The 15,397-nt window shown below is 46.4% G+C and carries 10 protein-coding genes; 8 read left to right on the forward strand and 2 right to left on the reverse strand.

The annotated features are described in order from the left end of the window. The first annotated feature begins 125 nt into the window (after positions 1-125). From sufB to C9991_RS02320, 8 genes are all read left to right on the forward strand, one after another. The gene (gene sufB, locus C9991_RS02285; protein WP_106811009.1) at positions 126-1,580 is read left to right on the forward strand and encodes a Fe-S cluster assembly protein SufB; all 1,455 of its coding nucleotides are present in this window, start codon (positions 126-128) and stop codon (positions 1,578-1,580) included. Positions 1,581-1,664: 84 nt separating this feature from the next. Then, positions 1,665-2,525, forward strand: coding sequence for a hypothetical protein (locus tag C9991_RS02290; protein ID WP_106811010.1), 861 nt, complete (start codon positions 1,665-1,667; stop codon positions 2,523-2,525). Positions 2,526-2,542: 17 nt separating this feature from the next. After that, positions 2,543-3,298 (forward strand): Fe-S cluster assembly ATPase SufC, encoded by a 756-nt coding sequence (gene sufC, locus C9991_RS02295; RefSeq protein WP_106811011.1) that lies wholly within the window; start codon positions 2,543-2,545, stop codon positions 3,296-3,298. A 177-nt stretch (positions 3,299-3,475) separates the two neighbouring features. Then, the gene (gene sufD, locus C9991_RS02300; RefSeq protein ID WP_106811012.1) at positions 3,476-4,819 is read left to right on the forward strand and encodes a Fe-S cluster assembly protein SufD; all 1,344 of its coding nucleotides are present in this window, start codon (positions 3,476-3,478) and stop codon (positions 4,817-4,819) included. A gap of 196 nt (positions 4,820-5,015) precedes the next feature. Further along, positions 5,016-6,230 (forward strand): cysteine desulfurase, encoded by a 1,215-nt coding sequence (locus tag C9991_RS02305; RefSeq protein WP_106811013.1) that lies wholly within the window; start codon positions 5,016-5,018, stop codon positions 6,228-6,230. Between the two features lie 163 nt (positions 6,231-6,393). Beyond that, positions 6,394-7,023 (forward strand): ribonuclease HII, encoded by a 630-nt coding sequence (gene rnhB, locus C9991_RS02310; protein ID WP_106811014.1) that lies wholly within the window; start codon positions 6,394-6,396, stop codon positions 7,021-7,023. A gap of 24 nt (positions 7,024-7,047) precedes the next feature. Continuing rightward, entirely contained in the window at positions 7,048-7,959 is a 912-nt protein-coding gene (locus C9991_RS02315; RefSeq protein ID WP_106811015.1) for a helix-turn-helix transcriptional regulator, read from the forward strand. A 16-nt stretch (positions 7,960-7,975) separates the two neighbouring features. After that, positions 7,976-8,959, forward strand: coding sequence for a glycosyl transferase family 90 (locus C9991_RS02320; RefSeq protein ID WP_106811016.1), 984 nt, complete (start codon positions 7,976-7,978; stop codon positions 8,957-8,959). Positions 8,960-9,144: 185 nt separating this feature from the next. On the opposite strand, the gene ltrA is transcribed toward C9991_RS02320, so the two are convergent. Both ltrA and rpoC read right to left on the reverse strand, forming a co-directional pair. Beyond that, entirely contained in the window at positions 9,145-10,551 is a 1,407-nt protein-coding gene (gene ltrA / locus C9991_RS02325) for a group II intron reverse transcriptase/maturase (RefSeq protein WP_106811017.1), read from the reverse strand. Between the two features lie 512 nt (positions 10,552-11,063). Beyond that, positions 11,064-15,392, reverse strand: coding sequence for a DNA-directed RNA polymerase subunit beta' (gene rpoC / locus C9991_RS02330; protein WP_106811018.1), 4,329 nt, complete (start codon positions 15,390-15,392; stop codon positions 11,064-11,066). Positions 15,393-15,397: the final 5 nt, after the last annotated feature.

Raw genomic sequence — 15,397 nt, forward strand, 5'->3', positions numbered from 1 at the left:
TATTAAAAAAAGAGTAAAACGTTCGGATAATATCCGCTTATTTAGTAATTTTGTACTCTTAAACACAAAGGGGATATTGTGCCTTGTCGAAAGAGAGGTCTGGGGCCCCGTTATGATAAAGCAAAATGGAAAATAAAGATACAAAGAATGCGTATGTGCGACAAGTGGCCGACCAAAAATACGAGTACGGCTTCACTACCGACGTGCATACCGACATAATAGAGAAAGGACTGAACGAGGATATCGTGCGCCTTATCTCTGAGAAGAAAGGCGAACCCGACTGGATGCTGGAGTTCCGCCTAAAGGCTTTCCGTCACTGGCAGAAGCTTGAGCAGCCAACTTGGGGACATGTACATGTACCCGAGATAGACTATCAGGCAATATCCTACTATGCCGACCCGCTTGCAAAGAAGCCAACAGACGAAAAGAAGGAGATAGACCCTGAGTTGATGAAGACTTTTGATAAGCTTGGCATTCCACTTGAGGAACGACTCGCACTTAGCGGTGTGGCTGTGGATGCCATCATGGACTCGGTGTCGGTGAAGACAACATTCAAGGAACATCTTGCCGAAAAGGGAATTATCTTCTGCTCTATAGGCGACGCCATAAAGAATCATCCCGACCTTGTGAAGGAATATCTTGGAAGCGTGGTGCCTTATCAAGACAATTTCTTCGGAGCATTGAACAGTGCCGTATTCAGCGATGGTTCGTTTGTGTACATACCTAAGGGTGTGCGATGCCCAATGGAGCTAAGCTCATACTTCCGCATAAACGCACGCAACACGGGTCAGTTTGAACGTACGCTTATCATTGCCGATGACGACTCGTACGTAAGCTACCTCGAGGGCTGTACAGCACCGATGCGCGACGAGAATCAGCTGCATGCAGCTATTGTGGAGATTGTAGTAAAGGACAATGCCGAAGTGAAATACTCTACTGTACAGAACTGGTATCCTGGCGACGAAAAGGGAAAAGGCGGTGTGCTGAACCTTGTTACAAAGCGTGGCGACTTGCGTGGAGTAAACTCTAAATTGTCGTGGACTCAGGTAGAGACTGGCTCAGCCATAACATGGAAGTATCCATCGTGTGTATTGCGTGGAGACGGCTCGCAGGCAGAATTCTACTCGGTTGCCGTGACCAACAATTATCAGGAGGCAGACACTGGTACGAAGATGATTCACATGGGCAAGAATACAAAGTCGACTATCATCTCCAAGGGCATCTCTGCCGGACACAGCCAGAACTCTTATCGTGGACTTGTACGTGCCACAAGCAATGCCGACAACGCACGCAACTATTCATCATGCGACTCTCTGTTGCTTGGCTCCGACTGTGGTGCACATACATTCCCTTATATGGACATCCACAACGACACGGCTGTAGTGGAGCATGAGGCTACAACCTCTAAGATTTCAGAAGACCAGCTGTTCTACTGCAACCAGCGTGGCATCCCTACAGAGCAGGCCGTGGGACTGATCGTTAACGGATATGCCAAGGATGTGCTAAACAAACTGCCAATGGAGTTTGCGGTAGAAGCACAGAAGCTGCTGAGTGTATCGTTGGAGGGAACTGTGGGATAAAGGGATTTTTGAATTTTGAATGTTGAGTTTTGAATTGTTGCGGCAGAGCCACAATGTAGAATTGGACATTCAAGAATTAAGAATATGACATTCAAGAATAAGAGAATGAACTATATGCAGTACAGGTTAGGCGGATTGTTCTTGGCTACAGTTCTCTTGGCAGCCCCTATAACGACATTGAACGCAGCCAATGACGATGACGATATGGCGCGTCGCTGGGCTGTCATTGCAGGCATGAACATATCATGTCCTACAACAGCAAGCAACGAGCAGCCGCAATCGTTTACGGAGAAGGCAGGGACATTTGGCTCTGCTATGGGCAACATTATGTTGGAATATTATCTTAACAATGCCCACTTCTCGTTTGTGGGTGGCTACAATGCCGAGACACTGGAATGGTATAGCAGCGACGTGTCGGCAACAATGCGCAACATTGCGCTTGGCGCACGCTATTATCCTCTAAATACTGCTTGCGCCATACAGCCTTATGCTGCCCTTATGACATACACCAATGTTGGCTCGCAGAACGAACAGCACAGCATGAGTGTTACGGGAAGCGGCTACAGCCATGAGCGCAACTACAGCATAAGCTATCCACGACTGAGCGTTGCTCCTACCATCGGCTTCGACTGTTACATATTCTCGTCGCTTGCCCTGGAATTTCAATACGGATTTCCTCTCGGCATAGACGGCAAGACACACGTAAGCACTACGTACGGCGGACAATCTGACGCATACAACATGCACTCGAACATGCACCGCCACAACATTCAGATAGGATTGAAGGCCACATTCCCGTTCAGATTCACAACGAACGACGGTAACAACCTATTCGACCTTATATACATGGCACTCGGCATATACGACCCCAACGACGAGGCACCAAAGGAAACAAAGAAAGAACGACATAAGTCGAGCTTGAAACGAGTGCTCGATTCATACTAAAATTTAAAACTAATAATATGTTAGAAGTAAAGAACCTCCACGCCACTATCGCTGGCAAGGAAATACTCCGAGGCATCAACCTCACTATAAAAGACGGCGAGATACACGCCATCATGGGACCTAACGGTTCGGGAAAGTCAACCCTTAGCGCTGTGCTTACTGGCAACCCTCTATACGAGGTAACAGAAGGCGAGGCCATATTCAATGGCAAGAACCTTATCGAGATGAAACCAGAAGACCGTGCACACGAGGGATTGTTTCTCTCGTTCCAATATCCTGTGGAAATACCTGGCGTATCGATGACCAACTTCCTTAAGGCTGCCGTTAACGAGAAGCGCAAGTATCAGGGACTGCCAGAACTTAAAGCTGGCGAATTCTTGAAGCTAATGAACGAGAAGCGCAAGATTGTTGAACTAGACTCGAAGTTCACACGCCGCTCTGTAAACGAGGGTTTCTCGGGTGGAGAGAAGAAACGCAACGAGATATTCCAAATGGCTATGCTTGAGCCTAAGCTTGCCATACTTGACGAAACAGACTCTGGTCTTGACGTTGATGCCATGCGCATCGTGGCAGACGGTGTAAACAAGATGCACACACCAGAGACTTCGGCTATCGTCATAACCCACTACGAGCGTCTGCTGGATATGATTAAGCCCGACGTGGTGCATGTGCTATACAAGGGAAGAATAGTGAAAACTGCCGGACCTGAGCTTGCCAAGGAGATTGAACAGAGAGGCTACGACTGGATTAAGGCTGAAGTTGAAGAATTTTGATTTTTAAATTTTGAATTTTGAATTATTGATGAAGTCAATAAATTATAATTCAAAACTCAAAATTGAATAATTCAAAATCGGCTCTGCCGATAATTCAAAATTCAAAACTCAAAACTCAAAATTGCGACCACGTCGCAACAATTCAAAACTCAACATTCAAAATTCAAAACTCATAATATGAATAGCGAGAAACAATATATCGACCTCTACCGCGAATGTCGCGACCAGATAAGCGCCCATAGTGCCGACGCGCTTAACGCTGTGCGCGACGCTGCCTTTGCCGACTTTGAGCAATTGGGATTCCCATCACGCAAGGTAGAACGATACAAATATACAAACATCGACCGACTGTTTGAGCCAAACTATGGCTTGAACATAAACCGTATCGAGATTCCGGTAGACCCATACAAGGCGTTCCGTTGCGATGTGCCAAATCTTAGCACATTGTTATACTTTATTGTAAACGACCAGTTTCGTTCGGCACTTCAACCAAAAGATAATCTGCCCGAAGGCGTAGAGGTGACATCGCTTGCACAATATGCTAAAGAGCATCCTGAGTTTGTGGCTGAACATTATGCCAAACTAGCCAAGACCAACGAGGACGGCATTACCGCCCTTAACACCATGCTGGCACAAGACGGACTGATGGTACATGTAAAGAAGAATGTAGTGTTGGACAAGACGGTGCAGGTAATTAACATTCTGCGCTCTGACGTAGATCTAATGGTAAACCGCCGTGTGCTAATCGTTATGGAGGAAGGCGCAAGCGCCAAATTCCTATTCTGCGACCATGCTGCAGACGACCATCAGTTCCTTACAACACAGGTGATAGAGGCTTACGTTGGACAGAATGCATCGCTCGACCTCTATTGTATGGAGGAGACACACATCAAGAACACACGCGTGTCGAACGTGTATGTGGAGCAGCAGCGCGACTCACGTTTCAACCACAACGTTATTACACTGCACAATGGTGTTACACGCAATCGCCTCGACGTACAGCTTAAGGGCGAGGGTGCCGAGTGTTGGTGCAACGGCTGCGTAATAGCAGACAAAACACAGCACGTGGACAACAATACCCTTATCGACCACCAGGTGAGCCACTGCACAAGTCATGAACTATACAAATATGTACTTGATGACAAATCGACTGGCGCATTTGCCGGACGTGTGCTTGTTAGACACGGAGCACAGAAGACCATAAGCGAGGAGGTCAACCAAAACCTTTGCGCCACCAAGACAGCACGCATGTATACTCAGCCAATGCTCGAGATTTATGCCGATGACGTGAAGTGCTCGCACGGCTCAACAGTTGGTCAGCTCAACGATGCTGCCCTTTTCTATATGCGACAGCGTGGTATAAGCGAGAAGGAGGCTAAGTTGCTGCTTGAGTTTGCCTTCATCAACGAGGTAATCGACCAAATTAAGCTTGAACCACTGCGCGACCGCTTGCACTATCTTGTGGAGAAACGATTCCGTGGCGAGCTGAGCAAGTGTGAGGGATGCAAAATGTGCAAGTAAGGAAAAGTGAAGAGTGAAGAACGAAGAGTGAAGAACGAAGAATCCGATAGTTATAGTCCCTTCATTCTTCACTCCTCACGCTTTACTTCAGTATTTGATTCTTCACCTTTCCCTCTTCATTCTTCACTCTTTACTCCTCACCCTTTCCTTCAGTATTTGATTCTTCACTCTTACCTCTTCATTCTTCACTTAAAATATGTACGATATCAATAAAGTTCGCGAGGACTTCCCAATACTATCTCGCACCGTATACGATCGTCCGCTTGTCTATCTCGACAATGCAGCCACTACACAGAAACCACTTTGTGTACTTGATGCAATGCGCGACGAATATCTTAACGCCAACGCCAACGTTCATCGTGGTGTTCACTATCTATCACAACGTGCCACCGACCTACACGAGGCAGCACGCGAGAAGGTGCGCCAATTTATTAACGCGCCAAAGGTAGAGGAGATAATCTTCACCCGTGGCACTACAGAGAGTATCAATCTTGTGGCATCATCATTCTGCGAGGGCTTTATGACAGAGGGCGACGAGGTTATTGTCTCGGTTATGGAACACCACAGCAATATAGTGCCTTGGCAGTTGCAAGCTGCAAAGCGCGGCATTGCACTCAAGGTAATTCCTATGGACGATTCAGGCAAACTCGACATGGATGCTTACGAGAAGTTGTTCTCCGACAAGACTAAAATTGTAAGCATTGCACATGTAAGCAATACGCTCGGAACGGTGAACCCCGTAAACGACATAATACGCATTGCCCATGAACATGGCGTGCCTGTATTAGTTGATGGGGCACAGTCGACCCCGCACTTCGCCGTTGACGTGCAAGCTATGGACTGCGACTTCTTTGCCTTCTCGGGTCATAAGATTTATGGTCCTACTGGTATTGGTGTGCTATACGGCAAGGAGGAGTGGCTCGACCGCATGCCTCCTTATCAGGGCGGTGGCGAAATGATAGAGAGCGTGAGCTTTGAGAAAACAACATTCGAGAAACTGCCGTTTAAGTTTGAGGCTGGCACCCCCGACTATGTTGCCACACACGGACTGGCTATAGCTCTCGACTATGTATCTAATCTCGGCATGGACAACATATCAAAGCATGAGCACGAGCTTACAGAATACTGCATGGCTCGTATGGCAGAAATAGAGAATATGCGTCTGTTTGGAACCACAGAAGGCAAGGATGCCGTAGTGTCGTTCCTCGTTGGCGACATACATCATCTTGATATGGGCACACTGCTCGATCGACTAGGTATAGCTGTGCGCACTGGTCACCACTGTGCACAACCGGTTATGGACTGTCTTGGTGTACAAGGTGTGGTACGTGCCTCGTTTGCCCTTTACAACACCAAAGACGAAATAGACACACTTGTTGAAGGAATAAAGCGCGTTAGTCAGATGTTCTAACAGAAAACATACATATACATTATAACTGTCAACATCATAATAATATCGGGACAATTGGTATTTGTCCCGATATTTTTTTGTATTTTTGCCATATATATCTATATATAATGTATACAGAACAGACACTTTATATAAATGTCGCCACAAACAAGATTTTCAACCAATGAGTAAAGATAAAGAAACAAACCACTTGCTACCCCACTACTATACCGACCTTATTGAGGCTGGTTGCGACGAAGCTGGACGTGGATGCTTGGCAGGTAGCGTGTATGCAGCTGCCGTAATACTGCCACGTAACTACGACAACCCGTTGCTTAACGACTCGAAGAAACTGTCGGAGAAGAAACGCAGAGAATTGCGCGACATGATAGTGCGAGATGCTGTGGCATGGGCTGTAGGCGTGGTAACGCCTGAGGAAATAGATAAGATTAATATACTTAAAGCAAGTTTCCTCGCTATGCACCGTGCTCTCGATCAACTAAAGGTGCGTCCTGAAGCTGTTATCGTAGACGGCAACCGATTTACACCATACCAAGACCTACCTTATACAACTATAGTAAAAGGTGATGGAAAGTATCAAGCCATTGCCGCAGCAAGCATACTTGCTAAGACATTCCGAGACGAATATATGGACCGGTTGGCTGAAGAGTATCCATACTACGACTGGCAGAAGAACAAAGGATATCCAACTAAGGCGCACCGCGAGGGCATCCGACAACACGGGACAACGCCATACCATCGCATGAGCTACAACCTTATGGGCGATAGACAACTTGAACTTCAATTCGACTAACAAACTAACGCTAACAATAACCTGATGGAAACAGCACAGTGCAAACGCATTCTCGACCTCATAGTCTACCTCACTTGCAACGGACAACTTACCACCCAACAGTATGCCGACATGTTAGGAGTGACTCGACGAAACGTATACAACTATCTTAAATTGCTTAGCGACTACGGATTTCGCGTGGTACGCAACGGTAGTAGATATCATCTCGACCAAAGATCGCCTTTCTTTAAACAACTGAAGGAGAACATTCCACTAACAGATACAGAGGCAGAGTATTTGTGCCAGACTCTAAGCGAGGCCGACCCTAAAGACACTATGGCATCAATACTGCGCGCAAAGTTGGCACGCCACTTTGGATTGAATGACATTATGATGAGTCAGACTCTTTCAGAAAGGGTTAACTCAAACAAAGCAGTATTGCGAAACGCTATAAAGAAAGAGCGAGTAGTGAAAATATGCAACTACTCGTCGCCACACAGCCACACTGTGACCGACAGGTTCGTGGAGCCTTACATGTTTCTGAATAATGACAGAGATGTACGTTGTCACGAAATATGCTGCCACCAGAACAAGACGTTTAAGCTATCCAGAATGGAAAAAGTGGAACTAATGGATATGCCATGGGCTAATAAGGCACAGCACAAACAATTGTACACCGACATATTTATGTTCTCAGGAGAGGAACGTTATCATGTGAAACTGTTGTTAGGACAGCTCTCGCACAATATAATGGTGGAGGAATATCCACTATCCGAACCTTCAATAACACTCGCATCCGATGGCATTCATTGGATTTTGGACATTGAGGTGGCATCGTTCATGGGCATAGGACGTTTTGTCATGGGACTATATGATGACATTAAGGTACTTGGCGACGAACAGTTCAAAACTTATATAAACGAAAAAGTGGCTTTGATAAAGAAGTCGATACAATAAACAAATAATAATAACAATGAATCTAAAAGCAATAAAGAACAAGATATTCAACGGTAAGAATCCGAAGTTTATCTACTACATCCGTGCGTATGTTATGACTCATATTCCGCGTGCACTGTTGCGACCGGCTTTGAGTAAACTTGACAGTATAATAGAACAACGTGCCGACCGCGACTATATTCTAGACCGTGTGAATTATTACTGCAAAAACAGTTCATATCCTGAGGTAGACCCCAAGAAATGGGCAGAAGCTTCAGTTAATGTTGGCAATCAGCCTATGACACGCCAAAAGGTATATTATAACGATGCTATGGAGTATGCCCGCCACTTTGATCCGAGCTACCGTTGGTGCCTTATCTCTGGAGATGTAAACTATACCCCAACTCTTCCAAGCATAGTCAAAAGCCGTCCAATCGGCGGCGACAACCATAATGCTGTGCTGCTGAAACTTGATAAAGTGCGCCACTTTATATTCACAAACGACAAAATGCCATGGCGCAATAAGACAGACCGTGCCATATTTCGTGGCAAGATTGCGGGCAAAGAACAACGTTTGGAATTTATGCGTCGCTGGTTTGGCAATCCACGCATAGACGCAGGAGTTATCGATAAGGATATGAAAGAATGGACAAAGCCTAAGTTAACCATACCTGAACATCGTCCATATCGATACATAATGTCAATTGAAGGAAACGATGTGGCATCTAACTTGAAATGGGTGATGTCGTCCAACTCTATTGCAGTTATGCCACGACCGCTATTTGAAACATGGTTCATGGAGGGCCGACTTATTCCGAACTACCATTATATAGAAGTAAAGCCCGACTTCTCCGATCTTTTGGAACGTATGGACTACTACTCAGCCCATCCCGAAGAGGCTGAGGCTATAATAAAGCATGCACACGAATATGTTGACCAGTTCCGCAACTCACGCCGCGAACGTCTTATATCTCTGCTTGTCCTTAAAAAATACTTTATGGGAGTTGGACAAATAAAATAAGATATCAATTGACAGCATACACATTTACAGGATCAAATAATATTGTTGTGTTTTTAACGATTCAATATTATTTACATCCTCTTAGTTATATTAATCGAGTAGGAGGAAAACGAAGCAGTTTTCTTCCTACTTTCGTTTTCCGACCTCTCACACCACCGTACGTGCGGTTCCGCATACGGCGGTTCCTATTTTGGATACCATTCGAGATACGCCTCCATTAAAGTAGCATACCCTGCGGAGCGTAGTTTATTGTTATCTATCGCCCTTTTTAGAACAGGGCTGTCAGCTATTCGCCAATAGCCCTTGCGAGTGTTACCCCATTCGTATGCTTGGTATTTATTGATACCGCATCTAATGAGGTTTGCCACTTTTGTCTTGACTTTCTTCCAAGCTTTCCATATACACATGCGTATTCTACGTCTTAAACATTCGTCTGTTACAAGCAAGAGACGCTTCATATTGGCAAAGTGATAATAGCCGACCCAACCTCGTATGTATTCTTTCAGCTTCTGCTTTCTCTTGGCATATCCCCATCCATTGCTGCGGTTTGTCAGTTCTTTCAACCTTGACTTCATCTTGGCTTTGGACTTTGGGTGCACCGTGAGTTGGCATTCGCCTTTCATCACATAAAAGGAGTAGCCGAGGTATTTCACTCCGCGCACATACGACACTACGGTCTTTTCCTTGTTGACTTTGAGATATAGAGTATTCTCTATAAATCGGGTTATAGACTCCTTCACTCGCATTGCAGCCCTTTTGGACTTGCAGAATATCATCGAGTCATCGGCATAGCGCACAAAGGGGAGTTCTCTGCGTTCAAGTTCCTTGTCCAATTCGTTGAGCATTATGTTACTCAACAATGGACTTAGCGGACCGCCTTGGGGAGTTCCTTCCTCGCTCGCTTCAAACAAACCTTTGTTCATTACACCACTTCGGAGATATTTGTGTATAAGACTGACCACTCTGCCGTCTTTTATCGTACGGCTGAGGATTTCTATGAGTTTGCTATGGCTCACCGTGTCGAAGAAGCGTTCAAGGTCAAGGTCGACTACATATATGTAGCCTTCGTTGACTATCCTTCGCGCTCCTCGTAGTGCGTCATGGCATCCTCTTCTCGGACGGAAGCCGTAGCTCGTCTTGGAGAATTGGTTCTCATAGATGGGAGTCAATACTTGGTTGATGGCTTGTTGCACCAGACGGTCTACTACTGTAGGTATTCCCAACAGGCGCATCTTGCCATTGTCCTTGGGTATTTCTACCCTTTTTACTGGGTTCGGACGGTAAGAACCGTCCATCAAGGAACGGGTGAGTTCATCCTTATTGGTCAGGAGCCATGGGAACAATTGCTCGCACGTCATCTTGTCGATACCACCACAGCCCTTGTTTCTCATAACTGCTTTGTATGCTCGATTGAGATTTGTGGGACTAAGAATTTGCTCGAAAAGGTGTTCCTTGTCGAATGGTACTTCCACGATGTTGTCTTCACACATCCACATGAAGGTCTGCACTCCCCCATACCATTCGGTTTCCGACCTATTTCTTTGGGGGCAGCCATTAACTTGGGATAATGTTTTCTGCATTCTTTCCTTCATAAGGTATGTTTCAATTACTATCGTTTAATTGTTAGGTTCAGCCCTTCGTGCAACGTTATCGATTGTTGCACTACTATGACGTCTGCTGACTTCTCACGGCAAGCTTTACTCCACTTCTTTCGTAAAAACAACTATTTGAAGCGTCCGTGAGACCTCCTCGGATAAGGGCGTTGTCTTTCCATCTTATACCTACTTCATTTACACCGACCGTTCCGAATAGCTATTGGGCTTTGGTTTGAATAGCAACCTCACCCACGGTCACATGCCTTATATGAAGTTTCTGTCCGTTAGGTCAGATGTTTGTCTTGGGCTTCCTTCAGATTTCATCTCGCGATGAACACCCTTGCCTTTGACTATGCAATTCCCGCTATTAGGGCTTGCTCGGGACTTTCACCCGTTAGACAATGCTCATGCCGAGCGTACTAAAAAAAAACTGCTTATAAACTCTACGTTTATAAGCAGTTTTTTATATTATAGGGTATTGACATTTGCAATACCCTTATAATTCTTTATTATTCAGCCGACTCCTGGTTAGAGAAATCAGTAACGTTGCGACGATTAGCCTGCATACGGTCATATTCCTCCTTTGAGCCAACAACAATCTTCTCCCACTGGCGAAGACCTGTACCTGCTGGAATAAGGTGACCAGAAATAACGTTCTCCTTCATACCCTCAAGGAAGTCAACCTTACCACGGATAGCTGCCTCATTGAGCACCTTGGTTGTCTCCTGGAACGAAGCAGCCGAGATAAAGCTCTTGGTTTGGAGAGCGGCACGTGTAATACCCTGAAGTATCTGTGTAGATGTTGCAGGTATGGTATCACGCACCTCAACAAGACGCAAATCACGACGCTTAAGACTTGAGTTCTCATCACGCAACTTGCGAGCAGAAACTATCTGACCAACCTTAAGCACGTCGCTATCGCCAGCATTGACAACATACTTCTTGCCCCATATGCGGTCGTTCTCCTCAGCGAAGTCGAGCTTGTCAACCATCTCCTGCTCAAGGAATGTTGTATCGCCAGGCTCGTCAATACGAACCTTACGCATCATCTGACGTACAATAATCTCAAAGTGTTTATCGTTGATCTTCACACCCTGCAGACGGTATACGTCCTGAACCTCGTTAACGATGTATTCCTGTACGGCGGTAGGACCCTTGATAGCAAGGATGTCGCCCGGAGTAATAACACCATCCGACAATGGAGTACCTGCACGCACGGCATCATGTTCCTGAACAAGAATCTGCTTTGACAGAGATACAAGATACTTACGCTGGTCGCCAGTCTTAGATGTAACGATAATCTCACGGTTGCCACGCTTAACCTTACCCATTGTTACCTCACCATCGATCTCTGATACAACAGCTGGGTTAGACGGATTGCGAGCCTCGAATAGCTCTGTAACACGTGGAAGACCACCAGTGATATCGCCTGCAGAACCTGCTGCACGTGGAATCTTCACGAGAGTAGTACCAGTCTTGACAGTCTGACCATCCTCACATACTACGTGACCACCCACAGGGAAGTTGTAAGTACCTATAATCTCACCATTCTTGTCGAGTATATCACAGGTAGGAACCTTAGACTTGTCCTTAGAGTCTGTGATAATCTTCTCTGTAAGACCTGTAGCTTCGTCGGTCTCGGCACGGTATGTAATACCCTCGATAACATCATTGAAACGAAGTGTACCAGCATACTCTGTAACGATAACGGCATTGAATGGGTCCCACTTGGCAATAAGGTCACCCTTCTTAACGATGTCGCCCTCCTTGAAGTAGAGTGAAGAACCGTAAGGTACGTTCTGTGTAGCAAGTGTAATGTCGGTATGTGGATCGATAAAGTGAACCTCTGACAGACGGCTTACTACCATCTGGCAGTCAATGTCCTTCTCGCCATTATTCTCAACAAACGGTACAACACGAAGGTCCTCGAAGTGCAACTTACAGTCGTTCTTAACTACAATAGATGCATTAGCAGCTGCGTTACCAGCCACACCACCGGCGTGGAATGTACGGAGAGTAAGCTGTGTACCCGGCTCACCAATAGCCTGTGCGGCAATAACGCCGACAGCCTCACCAAGCTGAACCATGCGCTGTGTAGCAAGGTTACGACCGTAACACTTCATGCAGACACCCTTCTTGCTCTCGCAAGTGAGCACTGAACGAATCTCTACGCTCTCGATTGGTGAATCCTCAATAGCCTTAGCCACTGGCTCTGTTATTTCCTCACCAGCGTGAACGAGAATCTCGCCTGTTGACGGATGGATAATGTCATGTACTGAAACACGACCTAGGATACGCTCGCCGAGAGAAGATACTATCTCGTCACCATTCTTGAGAGCAGTGCAAACGAGTCCGCGGAGAGTACCGCAGTCTTCCTCTGAGATGATAACATCGTGCGAAACGTCAACCAAACGACGTGTCAAGTAACCAGCGTCGGCAGTCTTCATAGCGGTATCGGCAAGACCCTTACGGGCACCGTGCGATGCGATAAAGTACTCGAGCACTGACATACCTTCCTTAAAGTTAGATATAATTGGGTTCTCAATGATCTGGTGTCCCTCGGCACCTGCCTTCATAGGCTTAGCCATAAGACCACGCATACCAGAAAGCTGCTTAATCTGATCCTTAGAACCACGGGCACCAGAGTCAAGCATCATGAATACAGCATTGAATCCCTGGTCGGCCTCTGTCATCTCCTTCATAAGGATGTTGGCAAGGTCATTGTTCACGTGTGTCCAAGTATCGATAACCTGATTGTATCGCTCGTTCTCAGTGATGAAGCCCATGTTATAGTTGTCCTCAATAGCACGAACCTCAGCCTGACCACGGTCAACAATCTCCTTCTTTTCTGGCGGGATGATGATATCATCAAGGTTGAACGACAGACCAGCAACGTATGCCATACGATAACCGAGGTTCTTGATACCGTCGAGGAACTCGCAGGCGCGTGCCATACCCACAGCCTTGATTACGTTTGAGATAAGTCCGCGGAGCGTCTTCTTAGAGATGATATCGTTGAAGAAACCTACTTCCTTCGGTATAATCTGGTTTACAATAACACGTCCAACAGAAGTCTCCACCATGCGCTTCTGGAGCTTACCGTCTACAAGGTCGTCTACGATAACCTTCACAGTAGCATGAAGGTCGCACTTGCCTTCGTTGTGGGCGATAAGAGCCTCCTCATCACCATAGAATGTGAGTCCTTCACCCTTGGCTCCCGGACGCATCTTAGTGATATAATATAGACCAAGCACCATATCCTGCGAAGGCACTGTAACAGGTGCACCATTGGCAGGATTAAGGATGTTGTGGCTCTGGAGCATCAATATCTGCGCCTCGAGAATAGCCTCGTTACTCAACGGAAGGTGAACAGCCATCTGGTCACCGTCGAAGTCAGCGTTAAACGCAGTACATGCCAATGGATGAAGCTGGATAGCCTTACCCTCTATAAGCTTAGGCTGGAAGGCCTGGATACCAAGACGGTGAAGTGTAGGAGCACGGTTAAGCATAACTGGGTGACCCTTCATTACGTTCTCAAGAATATCCCAAATCACCGGCTCACGACGATCTACAATCTTCTTAGCACTCTTAACAGTCTTCACAATACCACGCTCGATGAGCTTGCGAATAATGAACGGCTTGTAAAGCTCGGCTGCCATAAGCTTTGGCAGACCGCACTCGCCCATCTTCAACTCAGGACCTACAACGATTACCGAACGGGCAGAATAGTCAACACGTTTACCGAGGAGGTTCTGACGGAAACGTCCCTGCTTACCCTTGAGCGAGTCAGAGAGTGACTTAAGAGGACGATTGGCATCGCTCTTTACAGCACTCGACTTGCGAGAGTTGTCGAAGAGACTGTCCACTGCCTCCTGAAGCATACGCTTCTCGTTGCGGAGGATAACCTCAGGAGCCTTAATCTCAACAAGACGCTTCAAACGGTTGTTACGTATGATTACACGACGATAAAGGTCGTTGAGGTCGGATGTTGCAAAGCGACCACCGTCAAGCGGAACGAGAGGACGAAGTTCTGGCGGAATAACCGGAATAATCTTCATAATCATCCACTCTGGACGGTTTACGTCCTTAGAACCGCGGAAAGCCTCTACCACCTGAAGACGCTTCAAAGCCTCAGTCTTACGCTGCTGTGACGAGTCGTTATTTGCACGGTCGCGCAATTCGTATGAAAGAGAGTCAAGGTCGAGGTTTGCAAGAAGATCGTACACAGCCTCGGCACCCATCTTAGCGATGAACTTGTTAGGATCGCTATCGTCAAGATAGTCGTTGTCTGGACCAAGCTTGTTGTCAATGATGTCCATGTACTCGTCCTCAGAGAGGAGGTCCATCTTGTGTGAACCGTTGAGCTCAAGACCCTCAGAGTCGGTGCGTCCCTCAAGAGCACCTGGCTGTATTACCACATACTTCTCGTAGTAAACAACCTGATCGAGTTTCTTGGTAGGCATACCGAGCAGATAACCAATCTTGTTAGGTAAAGAGCGGAAGTACCAAATGTGAGCTACGGGCACAACGAGTTCTATATGTCCGCTACGCTCACGACGTACTTTTTTCTCAGTAACCTCAACACCGCATCGGTCGCACACAATACCCTTATAACGAATACGCTTGTACTTGCCGCAGGCGCACTCATAGTCACGTGTCGGACCAAAGATGCGCTCACAGAACAGACCGTCACGCTCGGGCTTGTAAGTACGATAGTTTATGGTCTCAGGCTTTGTTACCTCGCCATACGAATTCTCCAATATCTCCTCCGGAGAGGCAAGACCGATGGTTATCTTCGTGAAATTATTTTTAACTTTTGTATCTTTCTTGAAAGCCATATATT

The organism is Prevotella merdae (genome assembly GCF_900290275.1).
GTDB lineage: Bacteria > Bacteroidota > Bacteroidia > Bacteroidales > Bacteroidaceae > Prevotella > Prevotella merdae.

Coding starts and splice junctions, on each gene's coding strand:
- sufB (WP_106811009.1), top strand. CDS start 126: ATGGAAAATAAAGATACAAAGAATGCGTATGTGCGACAAGTGGCCGAC.
- C9991_RS02290 (WP_106811010.1), top strand. CDS start 1,665: ATGACATTCAAGAATAAGAGAATGAACTATATGCAGTACAGGTTAGGC.
- sufC (WP_106811011.1), top strand. CDS start 2,543: ATGTTAGAAGTAAAGAACCTCCACGCCACTATCGCTGGCAAGGAAATA.
- sufD (WP_106811012.1), top strand. CDS start 3,476: ATGAATAGCGAGAAACAATATATCGACCTCTACCGCGAATGTCGCGAC.
- C9991_RS02305 (WP_106811013.1), top strand. CDS start 5,016: ATGTACGATATCAATAAAGTTCGCGAGGACTTCCCAATACTATCTCGC.
- rnhB (WP_106811014.1), top strand. CDS start 6,394: ATGAGTAAAGATAAAGAAACAAACCACTTGCTACCCCACTACTATACC.
- C9991_RS02315 (WP_106811015.1), top strand. CDS start 7,048: ATGGAAACAGCACAGTGCAAACGCATTCTCGACCTCATAGTCTACCTC.
- C9991_RS02320 (WP_106811016.1), top strand. CDS start 7,976: ATGAATCTAAAAGCAATAAAGAACAAGATATTCAACGGTAAGAATCCG.
- ltrA (WP_106811017.1), bottom strand. CDS start 10,551: ATGAAGGAAAGAATGCAGAAAACATTATCCCAAGTTAATGGCTGCCCC.
- rpoC (WP_106811018.1), bottom strand. CDS start 15,392: ATGGCTTTCAAGAAAGATACAAAAGTTAAAAATAATTTCACGAAGATA.